General features: G+C 74.3%; 14 protein-coding genes. 3 read left to right on the top strand and 11 right to left on the bottom strand.

Annotation, left to right across the window (positions count from 1 at the left end; all coding sequences use genetic code 11):
- Nucleotides 1-31: 31 nt before the first annotated feature.
- The gene (locus tag ACSNOC_RS03175; RefSeq protein WP_436745652.1) at nucleotides 32-1,396 is read right to left on the bottom strand and encodes a class I SAM-dependent RNA methyltransferase; all 1,365 of its coding nucleotides are present in this window, start codon (nucleotides 1,394-1,396) and stop codon (nucleotides 32-34) included.
- 46 nt (nucleotides 1,397-1,442) lie between these two features.
- The gene (locus ACSNOC_RS03170; RefSeq protein ID WP_436745651.1) at nucleotides 1,443-3,467 is read right to left on the bottom strand and encodes an APC family permease; all 2,025 of its coding nucleotides are present in this window, start codon (nucleotides 3,465-3,467) and stop codon (nucleotides 1,443-1,445) included.
- 39 nt (nucleotides 3,468-3,506) lie between these two features.
- Between ACSNOC_RS03170 and ACSNOC_RS03165 the strand changes: the two genes are divergently transcribed.
- On the top strand, nucleotides 3,507-4,172 hold the full coding sequence (locus ACSNOC_RS03165) for a potassium channel family protein (protein ID WP_436745650.1): 666 nt from the start codon (nucleotides 3,507-3,509) through the stop codon (nucleotides 4,170-4,172).
- Nucleotides 4,169-4,840, top strand: a complete 672-nt coding sequence (locus ACSNOC_RS03160; protein WP_436745649.1) for a potassium channel family protein — start codon at nucleotides 4,169-4,171, stop codon at nucleotides 4,838-4,840. The genes ACSNOC_RS03165 and ACSNOC_RS03160 overlap by 4 nt, the downstream gene beginning before the upstream one ends.
- Before the next feature lie 510 nt (nucleotides 4,841-5,350).
- Here ACSNOC_RS03160 and ACSNOC_RS03155 read toward each other — a convergent pair.
- The 4 genes from ACSNOC_RS03155 to ACSNOC_RS03140 are packed head-to-tail and all read right to left on the bottom strand — an operon-like array spanning nucleotide 5,351 to nucleotide 9,811.
- Nucleotides 5,351-6,058, bottom strand: a complete 708-nt coding sequence (locus ACSNOC_RS03155) for a DUF3159 domain-containing protein (RefSeq protein WP_436745695.1) — start codon at nucleotides 6,056-6,058, stop codon at nucleotides 5,351-5,353.
- 43 nt (nucleotides 6,059-6,101) lie between these two features.
- Nucleotides 6,102-6,548, bottom strand: coding sequence for an OB-fold nucleic acid binding domain-containing protein (locus ACSNOC_RS03150; protein ID WP_436745648.1), 447 nt, complete (start codon nucleotides 6,546-6,548; stop codon nucleotides 6,102-6,104).
- Nucleotides 6,549-6,564: 16 nt separating this feature from the next.
- A complete protein-coding gene (locus tag ACSNOC_RS03145) occupies nucleotides 6,565-7,245 on the bottom strand; it encodes a response regulator (RefSeq protein ID WP_436745647.1) in 681 nt (226 codons plus the stop codon).
- Nucleotides 7,220-9,811, bottom strand: a complete 2,592-nt coding sequence (locus tag ACSNOC_RS03140; RefSeq protein ID WP_436745646.1) for an ATP-binding protein — start codon at nucleotides 9,809-9,811, stop codon at nucleotides 7,220-7,222. The genes ACSNOC_RS03145 and ACSNOC_RS03140 overlap by 26 nt, the downstream gene beginning before the upstream one ends.
- Nucleotides 9,812-9,984: 173 nt before the next feature.
- Between ACSNOC_RS03140 and ACSNOC_RS03135 the strand changes: the two genes are divergently transcribed.
- Entirely contained in the window at nucleotides 9,985-12,315 is a 2,331-nt protein-coding gene (locus ACSNOC_RS03135; protein ID WP_436745645.1) for a helicase-associated domain-containing protein, read from the top strand.
- Here ACSNOC_RS03135 and kdpC read toward each other — a convergent pair.
- The 5 genes from kdpC to ACSNOC_RS03110 form a co-directional block, all read right to left on the bottom strand.
- Nucleotides 12,302-12,916: a potassium-transporting ATPase subunit KdpC gene (gene kdpC, locus ACSNOC_RS03130; RefSeq protein ID WP_436745644.1), complete on the bottom strand. Its 615-nt coding sequence runs from the start codon at nucleotides 12,914-12,916 to the stop codon at nucleotides 12,302-12,304. The two genes, ACSNOC_RS03135 and kdpC, sit on opposite strands and share 14 nt — an antisense overlap.
- Entirely contained in the window at nucleotides 12,913-15,027 is a 2,115-nt protein-coding gene (gene kdpB, locus ACSNOC_RS03125) for a potassium-transporting ATPase subunit KdpB (RefSeq protein WP_436745643.1), read from the bottom strand. Before kdpB ends, kdpC begins: the two co-directional genes overlap by 4 nt.
- Complete coding sequence (gene kdpA, locus ACSNOC_RS03120; protein ID WP_436745642.1) at nucleotides 15,024-16,688, bottom strand: potassium-transporting ATPase subunit KdpA; 1,665 nt, start codon at nucleotides 16,686-16,688, stop codon at nucleotides 15,024-15,026. The genes kdpB and kdpA overlap by 4 nt, the downstream gene beginning before the upstream one ends.
- A gap of 9 nt (nucleotides 16,689-16,697) precedes the next feature.
- The gene (locus ACSNOC_RS03115) at nucleotides 16,698-16,787 is read right to left on the bottom strand and encodes a potassium-transporting ATPase subunit F (RefSeq protein ID WP_436745641.1); all 90 of its coding nucleotides are present in this window, start codon (nucleotides 16,785-16,787) and stop codon (nucleotides 16,698-16,700) included.
- A gap of 198 nt (nucleotides 16,788-16,985) precedes the next feature.
- The gene (locus ACSNOC_RS03110; protein ID WP_436745640.1) at nucleotides 16,986-17,285 is read right to left on the bottom strand and encodes a DUF6343 family protein; all 300 of its coding nucleotides are present in this window, start codon (nucleotides 17,283-17,285) and stop codon (nucleotides 16,986-16,988) included.
- Nucleotides 17,286-17,374: the final 89 nt, after the last annotated feature.

Here is a 17,374-nt window from a genome sequence, read left to right as displayed (position 1 = left end):
CCCACCCTACCGACGGTCCATCACGGCCGGGTTACCGCGCGGTGGCCGCCCGGTCCACCGGCTGGAGGATCGCCACGCACTCCATGTGCTGGGTCATCGGGAAGAGGTCGAACGCCCGCAGGAAGCGCGGCGCGTACCCCGCCGCCCGGAAGTGGGCCAGGTCGCGGGCGAGGGCCGCCGGGTCGCAGGCGACGTACGCGATCCGGCGCGCGTTCAGCCCGGCCACCTGGCGCACGACCTCCTCGCCCGCGCCCGCCCGGGGCGGGTCGAGGACCACGAGGTCCGCCTCCGTGATGCCGGTCCTCGGCAGCACCCGCGCCACCGTGCCCTGCTCGACGCGGACCCGGGGGAAGTCCGCCAGGTTGTGGCGGGCGTCCTCCACGGCGCGCTTGGACGCCTCGATACCGAGCACCGCCCCGCGCTCCCCCATCCGGTCGGCCAGCGCCCCGGCGAAGAGGCCCGCGCCGCAGTACAGGTCGAGCGCCGTCTCGCCCTTGCGCGGCGTCAGCCCCCGCATCACCGCGTCCACCAGCACCCCGGCGGCCTCGCGGTGGCTCTGCCAGAACCCGCCGCCGCTCACCCGCCAGGTGCGGCCGTCGGCCCGCTCCCGGACGAACGCCCGCCCGTGGACCCGGTGCACCGGGTGCTCGCCGCCGCGCCCGCGCTCCCCCTCGGCCCGCATCACCGACACCGGCCGGTCCAGCTCCACCAGCGGCAGCCGGGCGCCGGGGCGCGGGGTGAGGATCGCCATGCGGTCGCTGGAGCCGGTGGCGGCGATCGCCTCCACCGTCGCGATCCCCGGCCAGCGGCGGTGCTCGACGCCCAGCTCGCTGACGCCCTCGGCGGCGATCAGGCAGTGGTCGACGGGCTCCACCTCGTGCGACCGGTGCCGCCGCAGCCCGGCGCGGCCGTCGTCGTCCACCGCGTACTGCACGCGGGTGCGCCAGGCGGGCACCTCGCCGGGCACCACCTTGTCGCCGGGCGCCGGCTCCACCGTGCCGTCCCAGCCGGCCTCCTCCGGGGTCAGCCCGGCCAGCGCCCGCAACTGCTCGGTCAGCACCTCGGCCTTCAGCCGCCGCTGCGCCCCCGGCTTGACGTGCTGCCAGTCGCAGCCGCCGCACTTCCCCGGCCCGGAGAACGGGCAGGGCGCCGGGATCCGGTCCTTCGAGGCGGTCAGCACGGTCACCGCGTCGGCGCGCAGGAAGCGGGAGTCGTCCCGGCCCTCGGTGACGCGGGCGACGACCCGCTCGCCGGGCAGCGTGTGGCGGACGAACAGCACCCGCCCCTCGGCGGTGCGGGCGACGCAGTGCCCGCCGTGCGCCACCGGGCCGACCTCGACCTCGTACTCGTGGCCCACCAGGGAGGCCGCCGTGGACGAGGAGTGTGCGGTGGGCATGACGGAGGACTCCAGTCGGGTATCCGGAAGTGGGGGACGGTCCAGTCTACGGCCGCCGGTCCCGCTCCCCCGCCCCCCGCCGGACGGCCCCCGGGGCGTTGAGCGGGTGGTGCTGCCGCCGGGCCCGTTCGCGGGCGGCCTCGGCGGAGTCGAGCTGCCAGGGCACCGAGGTGACGGTCACGCCCGGGGTGAGCAGCAGCCGGGCCTTGAGCCGCAGCGCGCTCTGGTTGTGCAGGATCGCCTCGTACCAGTGGCCGACCACGTACTCGGGGATGATCACGCTCACCACGTCGTGCGGGTGGGCCTTGCGGAGCTTCTTCACGAAGCGGATGAACGGCTGGGTGATCTCCCGGTAGGGCGCGTCGAGGACCTTCAGCGGCACGTCGATGTGCCGGTGCCGCCACTCGGCCTTCAGCTCCGCCGCCTCCACCGGGTCCACCGCGATGGTGACGGCGACGAGGCTGTCGGAGCGGAGCAGTTTGGCATACGACAGGGCGCGCAGCGTCGGCTTGTGGATCTTGGAGACCAGCACGACGGCGTGCACCTGGGAGGGCCGCACGTCCAGCTCCTCCTCCGGCACGTCCAGCGCCAGTTCGGCGGCCACCCGGTCGTAGTGCCGCCTGATCCCGGTCATCACCGCGTAGAAGATCGCCATGCCGACGAGCGACACCCAGGCGCCGTGGCCGAACTTGGTGAGCAGCACGATCACCAGCACGACGACGCACAGCGCCGCGCCGAAGCCGTTGAGGGCGCGGGCGCGGTGCATACGGCGGCGGGCCGCCGGGTCGCGCTCCTGGCCGAGCAGGCGGTTCCAGTGCCGGACCATGCCGCTCTGGCTGAAGGTGAAGGAGACGAAGACGCCGACGATGTAGAGCTGGATGAGCCGGTTGACGTCGGCGTCGAAGGCGACGACGAGCAGCGCGGCGAGGACGGTCAGGAAGACGATGCCGTTGCTGAAGGCGAGCCGGTCGCCGCGGGTGTGGAGCTGCCGGGGCAGGTACCGGTCCTGGGCGAGGATCGAGCCGAGCACCGGGAAACCGTTGTAGGCGGTGTTGGCGGCCAGGAAGAGGATGAGGGCGGTCGCCGTGGCGAGGAAGAGGAACGCGACCGAGCCGGAGCCGAAGACCGCCGCCCCGACCTGGGCGATCACCGGGTCCTGGTGGTATCCGGGGCCCGCCGGCACACCGCCGATCAGCAGGTCCCGGGCGGGGTCCTCGGCCAGGCGCACGTCGGTGTGGAGGGCGAGCGTCATCACGCCGAGGAACATGGTGGCCGCCAGCGCGCCCATCAGCGCCAGCGTGCCCGCGGCGTTGCGCCCCTTCGGCTCGCGGAAGGCGGGCACGCCGTTGCTGATGGCCTCCACCCCGGTGAGCGCGGCGCAGCCGGAGGAGAACGCGCGCAGCAGCAGGAAGGCCAGGGCGAACCCGGCCAGGCCGGTCTGCTCGGGAACGATGTCGTAGTCGGCGGTCGGCGCACGCATCGTGTCGTCCAGCACGAGGGCCCGGAAGCCGCCCCAGGCCACCGTCCCGAGCACGCCTATGACGAACGCGTAGGTGGGGATGGCGAAGAGGGTGCCGGACTCCTTCACGCCGCGCAGGTTCATCAGCATCAGCACGGCGATGACGGCGAGCGCGCACAGCACCTCGTTGCGCTCCACGAAGTGCGCCGCAGAGCCGAGGTTGTCGACCCCGGCGGAGACCGAGACGGCGACGGTCAGCACGTAGTCCACCAGCAGCGCGCTGCCGACGGTGATCCCGGCCCGGCGCCCGAAATTGCTGGAGACGACCTCGTAGGCGCCACCGCCGCCCGGGTACGCCTGCACGGTCTGCCGGTAGGAGGCGACCACAGTGATCATGAGAACCACGACGGCCGCCGTGATCCACACGCTGTGGTGGTAGGCCGACAGCCCGGCGATGGAGAGGATGAGCAGCACCTCGCCCGGCGCGTAGGCCACGGAGGACAGCGGGTCGGAGGCGAACACCGGCAGCGCGATCCGCTTGCGCAGCAATGTCTCGTGCAGAGTGTCGCTGCGCAGCGCCCGCCCGAGCAGCAGGCGTTTGGTGCCATCCATGCGATCACCGTATAGCGTGGTCCCGCGCGGAGGAGAGCTATGCACATCGTGATCATGGGCTGCGGCCGGGTCGGCGCGACCCTGGCGCAGAACCTGGAGGAGCGGGGCCACTCGGTCGCGGTCATCGACCAGGACCCCACGGCCTTCCGCCGGCTCGGCTCCCGCTTCGGCGGCCGGCGGGTGACCGGACTCGGCTTCGACCGGGACACGCTCACCGAGGCCGGTCTCGCGGACGCGGGTGCCTTCGCGGCGGTGAGCAGCGGGGACAACTCCAACATCATCGCGGCCCGGGTGGCCCGCGAGGTGTTCGGCGTCGAGAACGTGACGGCCCGCATCTACGACTCCCGCCGCGCCGAGGTGTACGAGCGCTTCGGCATCCCCACGGTCGCCACCGTCCGCTGGACCGCCGACCAGATGCTGCGCCGCCTGCTCCCGGCGGGCGCCGAGCCGCTGTGGCGGGACCCGACCGGCGGGGTGCAGCTCTCCGAGGTGCACGTCACGCCCGCGTGGGTGGGCCACCGGGTGAGCGCGTTCCAGGAACGGACGGGCGTGCGGGTCGCCTTCCTCACACGGATGGGCGAGCCGACCCTGCCGGACCGGCGGACGGTGCTCCAGGAGGGCGACCTCGTGCACGTGATGATGTACAGCGACCGGGTGGCCGAGGTGGAGGCCGCGTGCCTGCTGGGACCGGAGGCCCCGGCATGAGGGTCGTCATCGCGGGCGCCGGCGCGGTGGGGCGTTCGATCGCGGCGGAACTGCTGGAGAACGGTCACGAGGTGCTGCTGATCGACAAGTCGCCCCAGGCGGTGTCGGTCACGCGGGTCCCGGAGGCGGAGTGGCTGCTGGCGGACGCCTGCGAGATCACGACGCTGGACGAGGCCGCGCTGGAACGCTGCCAGGTGGTGATCGCGGCGAGCGGCGACGACAAGGTGAACCTGGTGGTGTCGCTGCTGGCGAAGACCGAGTACGGCGTGCCGCGCGTGGTGGCGCGGGTGAACAACCCGAAGAACGAGTGGCTGTTCAACGACGCCTGGGGCGTGGACGTCGCGGTCTCCACGCCGCGCCTGATGTCGGCACTCGTGGAGGAGGCGGTGAGCGTCGGCGACCTGGTCCGCCTGCTCCGCTTCAGCCAGGGCGAGGCGAACCTGGTCGAACTGACCCTCCCCGAGGGCGCCACCCTGGTCGGCACCCGCGTCGGCGAGGTCGCCTGGCCCCAGGACACGGCCCTGGTGACGATCATCAGGGGCGCCCGGGTCCTGATCCCCGACCCCGACGACGCCCTGGCGGCAGGCGACGAACTCCTCTTCGTGGCCGCCCCGGCCCGCGAGGCCCAGCTGGAGGAACTCCTGTCCCCCCGCAACACGAAAGGCTGAAGCGCGTTGCAGAAGACTGGAGAGGCACGGTTACGGCCGGTGCTCGGCAGCCGCGACCGAGCGCCTTTGCCCTGGTCCGGTCTGGCCTATGGCCTGCCCGCAAGGGCGTTCCGGGGGTCGGCCGACAGCCGTCCGGCGGTTCCGCAACGCGCTGTGGACTGTGGTCTCGGGACGCTGGTGACACGCGTGCCGGGTGGTCGAGGACCCTCGTGTCCCACCGTGATGCCCCGCTGACTCCGACGGGACGTTCTTCGTCCGGCCGGGTGCGTTGTGGAGGGCGGATGGCCGCCGATCGCCCTCGGGCGCCCCTTGCGGGCAGCTCATGAACCGGCCGGAACCACGGGGGCTTCCCGGACTCCGTCCGGGGGATCCCCAGGTGTTACGAAGACGGTCCGGCGCGATGTCGACGGGACACCCGAGGGCGTCTCCGGGGCGGTGCCCGCCAACGTCGCGGCACCCCCCAGCACCCCGGGGGGTTTGGTGGGTGGGGAAAAACCCGGCCGCAGGGGGTCAGCGGGGTGGGGCCGCCTTCGCGGCCTCCGCCGCCTCCGCCGCTTCCGCCGCGGCTTCCTCGGCCTCCCACTCCGCGATCACATCGATCGGCGCGGGCGCCTTCACCAGGATGATCCACGTGCAGTACACGGCCACCAGGAACGGCGGAATGCCCAGCGCCACCCGCAGCCAGCCGAGCTGCGTCGCGTCACCCCAGAAGTAGATGGGGAACGTGATCGCCGACTTCGCCAGCAGGATCCCGCCCCACACATAGCTGGCCCTGGTGTACGCCCGCTTGCGCCCCGGGTTCCGCGTCCGCCACGACAGGTTCTCCCGGAAGACCGGCCCCAGGATCACGCCCAGCAGCGGGACCCCCGCCAGCGACGTCACCACGTACGCCACGCCCAGCACCAGCGTGTACAGCATGCCGGGCAGGTAGAAGTTCTTCGCATCCCCCGACATCATCGCGAAGGCCGCGCCGAAGGCCACCCCGAAGACGCCGCCCAGGGCGTGCTTCAGGGTGTCCCGCCTGGCCAGCCGGGCCACGGCCAGCACCGCGGAGATGCTCAGCGCGGCGATGGCCGAGACGTTGATGTTCCGGTTGATCGTGAAGCTGAGCACGAAGACGAGCCCGGGCACCGTGGTCTCCACCATGCCCCGGACGCCGCCGAACGCCTCGAAGAACGCCGCCTTCGTCGCGGCCTCGTCCGCCACCTGCTCGGCGATCTCTCTGTCGGACCTCTCGGACCTGTCGGATGTGGTCACCCGGCTACTCCTGTCCACGGGGTTGCAGCTCGTATCGGGGATTGAACAGCACCGGCCGGCCGTGTGTCATCGCGATGCGCCCGGAGGCCACCAGCGCACGGCCCGGCTCTATGCCGGCGATCGCGCGCCTGCCCAGCCAGACCACGTCGAGCGACGCCGAGCCGTCGTCCAGCTCGGCCTGGAGGGCGGGCATCCCGGCCACGGTGCGTTCCGTCACCGAGCGCAGCGTACCCGTCACACGCACCACGGGCCGCCCCTCGGGCCGTTCGCCACAGTCGCCGATCCGCGTGCACCCGGCGTCCGTCGGCCCGGCCGCGGCGGCCAGGTCCCCGCCGTCGTCCGGCCCGGCGGCCCCGTTGGATCCGGAACGCCCCAGCAGCCGCCGCAACCGGCCGCCGCGCCGCCCGGTCCCCGCACCGCTCTCCGCGTCCGCGTCCGCACCCGCTCTCATGCCATCAGCGTAACGGTCACCGTTCGAAGCGGTAGCCCATGCCGGGTTCGGTGATCAAGTGGCGCGGGGCGGACGGATCCGCCTCCAGCTTGCGGCGGAGCTGCGCCATGTAGACGCGCAGGTAGTTCGTCTCCGTCCCGTACGACGGCCCCCACACCTCCTGCAGGAGCTGTTTCTGGCCCACCAGGCGGCCCGCGTTGCGGATCAGCACCTCCAGCAGGTGCCACTCGGTCGGGGTCAGCCGGACGTCCCGGCCCTCGCGGTGGACCTTCTTCGCCGCCAGGTCGACGGTGAAGCCGTCGGTCTCCACGACCGCCTCCTCCCCGCCCGCGCCGGGCTCGGCCCGCCGCACCGCCGCCCGCAGCCGGGCCAGCAGCTCGTCCATCCCGAACGGCTTGGTGACGTAGTCGTCGGCGCCCGCGTCCAGGGCCTCCACCTTCTCGTCCGACGTGTGCCGGGCCGACAGCACGATGATCGGCACGCGGGTCCAGCCGCGGATGCCGCCGATGACCTGCACGCCGTCCATGTCGGGCAGGCCGAGGTCGAGGATGACCACGTCCGGGTGGCGGTCGGCGGCCAGCCGCAGCGCCGAGGCGCCGTCGGTCGCCGTGTCCACCTCGTACTTGCGCGCCTTCAGATTGATGACGAGCGCCCGCAGGATCTGCGGTTCGTCATCGACCACGAGCACCCGGTGCATGGGCCGCCCTCTCTTCCTCCACCGCCACTGGGCCCGCGCCCACGCCCGCGCCCGCGTCGGCCGCCGGGAGCGTGAGCACCATCGTCAGCCCGCCGCCGGGCGTGTCCTCGGCGTCGAGCGTGCCGTCCATCGCCTCGGCGAAGCCGCGGGCGACGGCGAGCCCGAGCCCGACGCCGTTGCCCCGCGGGGTGTCGCCGTACCGCTGGAACGGCTCGAAGATCCGCTCCTTGTCGCTGTCGGGAACGCCGGGTCCGCGGTCCACGACCCGCAGCTCGACCCGGCCGCCCAGCGCGCTGGCCCGGACCCGCACGGGCAGCCCGCGCGGACTGTACTTGACGGCGTTCTCCACGACGTTGGCGACCACGCGCTCCAGCAGCCCGGGGTCGGCGGCGACGAACGGCAGCGACTCGGGGACGTCCAGTTCGACGCCCGCCTCCGGCACGCCGCCCAGCGCCCTGGGCACCACCTCGTCGAGGTCGATCGCCCGGATCAGCGGCCGGACGGTGCCGGTCTGGAGACGCGAGGCGTCCAGCAGGTTCCCCACGAGCTGGTCGAGCCGGTCCGCGCCCTGCTCGATGCTCTCCAGCAGGTCCGCCTCGTCCTCCTCCGACCAGGCCACGTCGTCCGAGCGCAGCGACGACACGCTCGCCTTGATCGCGGCCAGCGGGGTGCGCAGGTCGTGCGAGACGGCGGCCAGCAGCGCGGTGCGGATCCGGTTGCCCTCGGCCAGCTTGTGCGCGCGGCCCGCCTCGTCCCGCAGCCGCTCCCGGTCCAGGATGGCGGCGGCGTGGGCGGCGAAGGCGGTGAGGACGCGGCGGTCCTCGGCGGGCAGCACCCGCCCGGACAGCGCCAGCATCGCGCCCTCGCCGACGGGCACGTCCACGTCCGCGTCGTCCGGCGCGTTGACCGGCTTCGCCCCGGGCACGACGGACACGCTGCGCACGCAGCTCCACCGCCCGCGCTCGCCGTCCCGCTCCAGCAGCGCGGCGGTCTCCATGCCGAACGTCTCCCGGGCTCGGGCCAGCAGCGCGTCGAGGGAGTCCTCGCCGCGCAGCACGCTGTCGGCGAGCAGCGTCAGGGTCTCGGACTCCGCGCGCAGCCGCGCGGCCTGCTGGGTGCGGCGGGCGGAGCGGTCCACGACGCCCGCGACGGCGACGGCGATCGCGAAGAAGGCGACGATGGCGACGATGTTGTGGCCCTCGGCGATGGCCCACTGGCGCGTCGGCCGGGCGAAGTAGTAGTTGAGCAGCAGCGTCCCGGAGGCCGCGGCGACCAGGCCGGGCAGCAGGCCCCCGGTCAGGGCGGCGAGGACGGCGACGGAGAGGAAGAGGAGGACGTCGCTGGCGAACTCGGCGCCGGTGGCCGGTCCGGTCAGCGCCCAGGCCAGCAGCGGCGGGCCGGCCAGCCCGGCGATCCAGCCGCCGGCGGTGCGGGCGCGGCCCAGCCGGGCGCCGTGCGCGGCGGGCAGGCCCCGGCCCTTGGCCACCTCGTCGTGGGTCACGATGTGGACGTCGAGGTCGGGGCCCGATTCGCGGGCCACGGTGGCGCCGACGCCCGGCCCGAGGACGTACTGCCAGCTCTTGCGGCGGCTGGAGCCCAGGACGATCTGGCTGGCGTTGACGCCGCGGGCGAAGTCCAGGAGCGCGCGGGGGATGTCGTCGCCTATCACGTGGTGGAAGGTCCCGCCGAGCTGCTGCACCAGGGAGCGCTGGGCCGCCAGCTCGCGCGGCGAGGCGGAGGTGAGGCCGTCGGCGCGGGATATGTAGACGGCGAGGATCTCGCTGCCGGAGCTCTTGGCGGCCATCCGCGCGGCCCGGCGGATGAGGGTGCTGCCCTCGGGGCCGCCGGTGAGGCCGACGACGATGCGTTCGCGGGCGTGCCAGGCGGAGCGGATGCCGTGCTCGCTGCGGTAGCGGCGCAGGTACGCGTCCACGCGGTCCGCCGTCCACAGCAGGGCCAGCTCGCGCAGGGCGGTCAGGTTGCCGGGCCGGAAGTAGCGGGAGAGCGCCGCGTCGACCTTGTCCGGGGCATAGATGTTGCCGTGCGCCATGCGGCGGCGCAGCGCCTCGGGGGCCATGTCGACCAGCTCGATCTGGTCGGCCCGCCGGACCACCTCGTCGGGCACGGTCTCCCGCTGCCGGACGCCGGTGATGGCCTCGACCACGTCGCCCAGCGACTCCAGGTGCTGGATGTTGACGGTGGAGATGACGTCGATGCCCGCGTCGAGCAGCTCGTCGATGTCCTGCCAGCGCTTCTCGTTCCGCGAGCCGGGCACGTTGGTGTGGGCCAGCTCGTCCACGAGCGCCACCTTCGGGGCCCGGAGCAGCACGGCGTCGGTGTCCATCTCGGTGAAGACGCCGTCGCGGTGGCGGATCTCGCGGCGCGGCACCTGCTCCAGGCCGTGCAGCAGCGCCCGGGTGCGCGGCCGGTCGTGGTGCTCGACGAGCGCGACGACGAGATCGGCCCCGCGCTCGGCCCTGCGGTGTGCCTCGGAGAGCATGGCGTACGTCTTGCCGACACCGGGGGCCGCGCCCAGGTAGATCCGGAGTCTGCCGCGGCGTGCCATGGGTCCATTCTCATCCGCCCGCCGGGAAACGTCCGGCCGCCCCAGCCGCACAGGCATCAGGGTCTCGTATGGAAATCCGATTCACAGACCCAGGGGTTTCTGTGCAACGGTGCCCCGCACGCGGACCGGAGCGATACGGTGACTGTCAGTCTCCGGACCGTCGCACAGATGGGGTGATCCCAATCACCGCAGAGTCCCCGCTGGCCGCCTGGTTGCACCGGCTCGACGCCGGGCGGCTGCGCGACCTCCTCGCCGCCCGCCCCGACGTCGCGCGCCACCCCTGCCCGCAGAGCCTGCCGGAGCTGGCGGGCCGGCTCTCCGAGCAGAAGTCGGTGGCGCGGGCCCTGGCCAGGCTCCCGCTGCGCTGCTTCCAGGCCGCCGAGGCGCTCGCCGCGCTCACCGCCCTCTCGCCCCCGGAGCAGGGTGTCCCCCGGGACCGGCTCACCACCCTGCTCGGTGACCCGGGCCCCGGCGTCGACACGGCACTGACCGAGCTGACCCAGTACGCGCTGGCCTGGCCCGACGAGGACGGGCACCTGCACATGGCCGACATCCTGCGCGAGACGTGGCCGACGCCGCTGGGCCTCGGGCGCGGGCTGCGGCACCTGATGGCCGAGAAGAGCACCGAGGACCTGCACGCGGTCCTGACGGCCCTGGGCGTCACCCCGCCCGCCACCCGGGACGAGCGGCTGGCGGCGCTGCTGGACCACCACGGCGACCGCGACCGGGTGGCCGCGCTCGCCGCGGCGGCGCCCGGGGAGACGCGCGAGCTGCTGGCCAGGCACAGCCGGGCCGTCTCCGAGGAGCGCGAGACGGCGCCGGCCCCGGCCCTGCGGTGGGCGCTCGACCGCGCCCTGCTGGTCCGCGCCCGGTACGGCTACGGGCCCGCCCGGATGCCCGCCGAGGTGGCGCTCGCGCTGCGCGGGAGGGAGTGGCGCGCGCCGTTCGCCCCCGTCCCGCCCGTTCCGCCCCTGACGCCGGTCACCGAGCGGGCCGTCGCCGACGAGGCCGCCGCGGCGGCCTACGCCTTCGCGGGCCAGGCGGCGGCCGTCCTGGCGGCCTGCGCGGCCGAACCCCCGGCCCGGCTGCGGACCGGCGGCGTCGGCTCCCGCGAGCTGGCCCGGCTGGGCACGGCGGCGCAGTGCGGCGAGACCGAGGTGCGGCTGGTGCTGGAGACCGCCTGGGCGGCGGGGCTGCTGGCCCGCGACGGCGACCGTTTCCCGGTGACCGACGCCTACGACCAGTGGGTGGAGCGCGACCCGGCGTTCCGCGTGGCAGCCCTGCTCCGCGCCTGGTGGTCCCTCGCGGGCTCCCCGACCCGGTCGCGCGACGCCGAGGGCCGGGTGCTGCCCGCCCTGATCGACGGGGTGCCGCCGCGCAACGACCGGCTGGCCGCCCGCCGCGCGCTGCTCGCCACCGCCGCCCGGCTCCCGGCGGGCCAGGGCGCGCGGGACCTGACGGCGTTCGGCGCGGCCGTCGCCTGGCACCGCCCGATGGCCCGGCGGCTGGACGAGGACAGCCCGCCGTTCGCCACCCTGCTGCGCGAGGCCGCCATGCTCGGCGTGCTGGCCCGGGGCACGCTGTCCCCGCTCGGCGCGGCCCTGCGCTCCGGCGACGAGGAACGCCTCACGGAGGCGGCGCTGCGGCTGCTGCCCGCCGCCACCGAACGGGCCCGGATCGGCGGCGACCTGACCGCCGTCGTCCCCGGCGCGCCCGCGGCCGGACTGGAGCGGCTGCTGAACTCCGTGGCCGACCGGGAGGCGCGCGGCGCGGCCTCGGTGTGGCGGTTCACGCCCGCGAGCGTCCGCCGCGCCCTGGACGGGGGCGGCACGGCCGAGTCGATCGAGGCCGACCTGTCCGCCGTCACCGAAGGACCGCTGCCGCAGCCGTTGCGCTACCTGATCAAGGACGCCGCCCGCCGCCACGGCCGCCTCCAGGTGGTGGCCGCCGCCTGCGTCGTCCACGCGGCCGAGCCCGCGCTGATCACCGAGATCCTCTACCACCGGAGGCTGGCCGGGCTCGGCCTGCGGCTGCTGGCGCCCACGGTCCTGGTCAGCCGGACCCCGGTGAGCGAGACGCTGGCCGCCCTGCGCGACCACGGCTACGCCCCCACCTCCGAGGCGGCCGACGGCACGCTGCGGGTCGAGCGCCCGGAGCGCGCCCGCGCCAAGGCCGTACCGCCGCAGCGGCGCTACGGCGGCGCGTCGCTTCCCGAGGCCGGGGAGCTGGACCTGCTGGCCGTCCGGCTGGCCGCCGTCCGCACCGAGACGGAACGCGTCCTGGCCGGCCTGGCCACCGGTCTGCCGCGCTCGGAGATCCGGCTGCTGGCCCACGCGATCGACAACGACCGTCCGGTGACCATCGAGTGCGAGGACGAGAAGGAGCTGCTGACCATCCACGACATCTCCCTGGACGCGCCGGGCATCTACGCCCGCTGCCGGGGGGCCGGGGACCGCCGCCGCTTCCTCGTCTCGCGCCTCGTCGGCGTCCTCACCCCCCGGTAGCGCCGGGCAGCTCGCGCAGGGCCAGGTTCAGCAGCAGGACGTTGACCCGCTCGGCGCCCAGGAAGCCGAGGTCGCGCCCCTCGGTGTGCTCCTCGACCAGCCGCTGCACGGCGGCGCGCGGCAGCCCGTTGGCCTCCGCGACGCGCGCCGTCTGGAGGCGGGCGTAGGCGGGCGAGATGTGCGGGTCGACGGCGGAGGCCGAGCCCGTCACGGCGTCCGGCGGCACCGCGGACACCGGGACCCCGTTGAACGCGGCGACCTCCTCCCTGGCCGCGCGGACCGCCGCCAGCAGCGTCGGGTCGCTCGCGCCGAGCTGGCTCCCGCCGGTGGCCAGCGGGTCGTAGCCGCTGGGGGAAGGCCGCGGCTGGAACCAGCGCGGATCGGGCCGGCCGTCGGGCCCGTTCCAGCTCTGGCCGATCAGCTCGGAGCCGACGTCCCGGCCGTCGGCGGCCACCAGCGAGCCGTCGGCCTTCCCGCCGAACGCGGCCCGCGCGACGCCCGTGACGGCGAGCGGATAGAGCACGCCGGTCACGACCGTCAGGACGAGCAGGGCCCGGCAGGCGGCCCCCACCGTGCGGAGCTGGAGGAACACGGCGATCACCCGATACCCGGTACGAGGGAGAGGAGCAGGTCGATGAGCTTGATGCCGGCGAACGGGACGACCAGGCCGCCGACCCCGAAGAGGCCCAGGTTGCGGCGGAGTATCCGGTCGGCGGACATCGGCCGGTAGGCGACGCCGCGCAGGGCGAGCGGCACCAGTGCCACGATGATCAGCGCGTTGAAGACGACCGCCGACAGGATCGCGGACTCCGGCGAGGACAGGCCCATGACGTTGAGGCGGTCCAGGCCCGGGTGGGCCGCGGCGAACATCGCCGGGATGATCGCGAAGTACTTCGCGACGTCGTTGGCGATCGAGAAGGTGGTCAGCGCCCCCCGCGTGATGAGCAGTTGCTTGCCGATCCGCACGATGTCGATCAGCTTGGCCGGGTCGGAGTCCAGATCCACCATGTTCCCGGCCTCCTTGGCGGCCGAGGTCCCGGTGTTCATGGCGACGCCCACGTCCGCCTGGGCCAGCGCGGGCGCGTCGTTCGTCCCGTCCCCGGTCATGGCGACCAGCCGGCCGCCGGCCTGCTCCCGCCTGATGAGGGCGAGCTTGTCCTCGGGCGTGGCCTCCGCGAGGAACTCGTCGACCCCGGCCTCGGCCGCGATCACGGCGGCCGTCCTGGCGTTGTCGCCGGTGATCATCACGGTCCTGATGCCCATCCGGCGCAGTTCCCCGAACCGCTCCGCGACGCCGTCCTTGACGACGTCCTTGAGGTGGACGGCGCCCAGCACCCTGGCCGTGCCGTCCCGCCGCTCCGCGACGAGCAGCGGCGTCCCGCCCCGCCCGCTGATGGACTCCACGTCCGCCAGCGTGGGCTCCGGGACGGTGCCACCGCCCTCGGTGACCCAGCGGGCGACCGCGGTGACCGCGCCCTTGCGGATCTGCCGGGCCGCGGTGTCCACGCCGGACATCCGGGTCCTGGCCGAGAACGGCACCCACACCGCGACCCCGGCCACCCCGGAGCGCTCCAGGGCGGGGCACCCGTGCCGCCCGGTGGCCAGGGCGACGAGGGAACGGCCCTCCGGCGTCCGGTCCGCGAGCGAGGAGAGCTGCGCCGCCTCCGCCAGCTCCGCCCCGGTCACGCCGGGCGCGGGCAGCAGCTCGGCCGCCTGCCGGTCGCCGTGCGTGATGGTGCCGGTCTTGTCGAGCAGCAGCGTGGACACGTCCCCCGCCGCCTCGACGGCCCGGCCCGAGGTGGCCAGCACGTTGCGCTGCACGAGACGGTCCATCCCGGCGATGCCGATCGCGGACAGCAGCGCGCCGATGGTGGTCGGGATGAGGCAGACCAGCAGCGCGGTCAGCACGACCAGCGGCTGTTCGGCGCCCGCGTGCGCGGCGAACGGCTGGAGCGTGGCCACCGCGAGCAGGAAGACGAGGGTCAGGCTCGCGAGCAGGATGTCGAGCGCGATCTCGTTCGGTGTCTTCTGCCGGGAGGCGCCCTCGACCAGGGAGATCATCCGGTCCAGGAAGGTCTCGCCCGGCCTGGCCGTGATCCGGACGACGATCCGGTCGGACTGTACGCGGGTACCGCCGGTGACGGCGGAGCGGTCGCCGCCGGACTCGCGGATGACCGGCGCGGACTCGCCGGTGATCGCGGACTCGTCCACGGACGCGATGCCGTCCACGACGTCGCCGTCGCCCGGGATCGTGTCCCCGGCCTCGCAGAGCACCAGGTCGCCGACGCGCAGCGCCGTGCCCGGCACCCGCTCCTCGGCGCCCTCCGGGGTGAGCCGCCGGGCGGCGTCGGTGCGCGCCCGGCGCAGCGAGGCGGCCTGCGCCCGGCCGCGGCCCTCGGCGACGGCCTCGGCGAGGTTGGCCGAGAGCACGGTCAGCCACAGCCAGGCCGCGATGGTCCAGCCGAACCAGTCGCCGGGGTCGGTCAGGGCCAGCACGGTGGTCAGCACCGAGCCGACCTCCACGACGAACATCACCGGGGACGCGATCATCACCCGGGGGTGGAGCTTGCGCAGCGCCTCCGGCAGGGACGTCCACAGCAGGCGCGGATCGAACCGGCCGTGCGCGACCCGGGCGGACCCCGCCCGGGGACCCGGGTGGCCGGGGGACGGCCGCTGCCCGGCCTCCCGGCGGGCGGGGGCTGAGGTGGTCATGCCGGAAGTCCTTCCGCGAGCGGGCCCAGGGAGAGGGCGGGCAGGAACGTCAGCCCCGCCACGATCACGGTGGTGGCCACGAGCAGCCCGCTGAACAGGGGCTGGTGGGTCCGCAGCGTCCCCGCCGTGACGGGCACGCGCCGCCGCCCGGCCAGCGATCCGGCCAGGGCCAGCACGAAGACCATGGGCAGGAACCGGCCCAGCAGCATGACGACGCCGAGCGTGGTGTTGAAGAACCCGGTGTCGGCGCCGAGACCGGCGAAGGCGCTGCCGTTGTTGTTCGCGGCGGACGCGTAGGCGTACAGGACCTCGGAGAACCCGTGCGGGCCGACGTTGGTCATGGCCTCCTCGCCGTCGGGCAGGGCCATGGCCACGGCGGTGCCCGTCAGCACCAGCGCGGGGGTGACGAGGATGGCGCAGGCGGCGAGCTTCATCTCGCGCGCGCCGATCTTCTTGCCCAGGTACTCGGGGGTGCGGCCCACCATCAGACCGGCGACGAAGACGGCGATCACGGCCATGACCAGCATCCCGTACAGGCCCGACCCGACGCCGCCGGGGGCGATCTCACCCAGGAGCATGCCGAAGATCAGCACCCCGCCCGACAGCCCCTGGAAGGAGTCGTGGGCGGAGTTGACCGAGCCGGTCGAGGTCATGGTGGTGGAGACCGCGAACAGCGAGGAGCCGCCGACGCCGAACCGCTGCTCCTTCCCCTCCATCCCGCCGCCCGCGAGCTGTGACGCCGAGCCGGGGGCCTGGTGCTCGACCACGGTGACGGCGACCACACCGGCCAGCCAGATGACGGCCATGGCGGCGACGACGGCGTAGCCCTGCCGCACGCTGCCTGCCATCCGGCCGAAGGTGCGGGGCAGCGAGAAGGGGATGACCAGCAGGAGGAAGATCTCCAGGAGGTTGCTGAGGCCGTCGGGGTTCTCGAAGGGGTGGGCCGAGTTGGCGTTGTACGGGCCGCCGCCGTTGGTGCCCAGGTTCTTGATCGCCTCCTGCGAGGCGACCGGGCCGCCGGTGAGGTGCTGCGTGGCGCCGCCGAGGGTGTGCACCTCCGTGCCGCCGGAGAAGTTCTGCACGACGCCGAGGGCCACCAGGGCGACCGCCGCCAGCGCGGCGCCCGGCAGCAGGACGCGCACCACGCCCCGGACCAGGTCGGCCCAGAAGTTGCCCAGCTCGCCGGTGCGGACGCGGGCGAAGCCGCGCACCAGCGCGATCGCGACCGCCAGGCCCACGGCGGCGGAGAGGAAGTTCTGCACCGCCAGCCCGCCGGCCTGCACGAGGTGGCCCATCGCCGCCTCGCCGGAGTAGGACTGCCAGTTGGTGTTCGACACGAACGAGACCGCCGTGTTGAACGCCTGGTCCGGGGGGATCGCGGCGAACCCGAGCGACAGCGGGAGGCGGTCCTGCACCCGCAGGAAGAGGTAGAGGAACAGCACGCCGGCCGCCGAGAAGGCGAGGACGCCGCGCAGATAGGCCGTCCAGCCCATCTCCGCGTCCGGATCGGCGCCGACGGCGCGGTAGATCCATCGCTCGACGCGGAGATGTCTTCGCGAGGAGTAGACGGCGGCCAGGTAGTCCCCGAGCGGCCGGTGCGCGAGCGCGAGTGCCGCGACCAGGGCCGAGATCTGGAGGACGTCGGCGGTGGTCTCGTTCATCGCCGCCGCTCAGAATTTCTCGGGGAAGAGCAGCGCGAGGACGAGATAGCCGAGCAGTGGACCGGCGACGCAGAGCCCGGCGACGTTCTCGCCGGTCACAGCTTCGTCACCCCGTGGGCGACGAGAGTCACCAGCGCGAATCCCGCGACGGTGACCAGGACGAAGACCGCATCGGCCATCGGGTGCTCCTGAAGGGGGGTGGGTGTCGTTGCCCCCTCACGAAAGCTCCCGGCGGCAGCCGCCGCCACGGCCCTTGATGCGGCCCTGACACCACGCACGGCACCCTTGACGGCGCCCTTACGAGGACGGCGGCGCGAGCCGCTCCCGCCCCTCGCGCTGGGCGCGCCTGCGGCGCAGGACGACGACGAGGTCGATCGCGGCGAGCACGGTCAGCACGGCACAGCCGACGGTGAGCCGCCCCAGCTCGGCGGGACTGGGCTGGTCACCGGAGTCACTGGCGGCCCACCAGACGGCGAGCACGACGGTGACGGCCGCGAAGAACGGCAGGAAGATCCCGGACAGCAGCAGCCGCAGGCGCAGCGCGCTGTAGGCGGTGACCGGCTCGGTCCCGGTCCGCGGACGGCGTCCTCGGTTCATGACGGCCTCCTCGCAGCCCCCCGGGTACCCCCCGCCCGGACCGGCGACACCCGGCGAGAGGCAGCGCCCCCCAAGGACGCCCCACACCC

The sequence above is a fragment of the Streptomyces sp. URMC 129 genome (assembly GCF_051386415.1).
GTDB lineage: Bacteria > Actinomycetota > Actinomycetes > Streptomycetales > Streptomycetaceae > Streptomyces.
The sequence above is the reverse complement of the archived record's forward strand: the minus strand, read 5'-3'. Positions and strand labels throughout refer to the sequence as shown.

Excerpts from the sequence above, each read along its gene's own strand:
- ACSNOC_RS03140 (WP_436745646.1), bottom strand. The coding sequence starts at position 9,811 with ATGGCACGCCGCGGCAGACTCCGGATCTACCTGGGCGCGGCCCCCGGT.
- ACSNOC_RS03150 (WP_436745648.1), bottom strand. The coding sequence starts at position 6,548 with ATGAGAGCGGGTGCGGACGCGGACGCGGAGAGCGGTGCGGGGACCGGG.
- ACSNOC_RS03110 (WP_436745640.1), bottom strand. The coding sequence starts at position 17,285 with ATGAACCGAGGACGCCGTCCGCGGACCGGGACCGAGCCGGTCACCGCC.
- kdpB (WP_436745643.1), bottom strand. The coding sequence starts at position 15,027 with ATGACCACCTCAGCCCCCGCCCGCCGGGAGGCCGGGCAGCGGCCGTCC.
- ACSNOC_RS03160 (WP_436745649.1), top strand. The coding sequence starts at position 4,169 with ATGAGGGTCGTCATCGCGGGCGCCGGCGCGGTGGGGCGTTCGATCGCG.
- ACSNOC_RS03145 (WP_436745647.1), bottom strand. The coding sequence starts at position 7,245 with ATGCACCGGGTGCTCGTGGTCGATGACGAACCGCAGATCCTGCGGGCG.
- ACSNOC_RS03165 (WP_436745650.1), top strand. The coding sequence starts at position 3,507 with ATGCACATCGTGATCATGGGCTGCGGCCGGGTCGGCGCGACCCTGGCG.
- ACSNOC_RS03175 (WP_436745652.1), bottom strand. The coding sequence starts at position 1,396 with ATGCCCACCGCACACTCCTCGTCCACGGCGGCCTCCCTGGTGGGCCAC.
- ACSNOC_RS03170 (WP_436745651.1), bottom strand. The coding sequence starts at position 3,467 with ATGGATGGCACCAAACGCCTGCTGCTCGGGCGGGCGCTGCGCAGCGAC.
- kdpA (WP_436745642.1), bottom strand. The coding sequence starts at position 16,688 with ATGAACGAGACCACCGCCGACGTCCTCCAGATCTCGGCCCTGGTCGCG.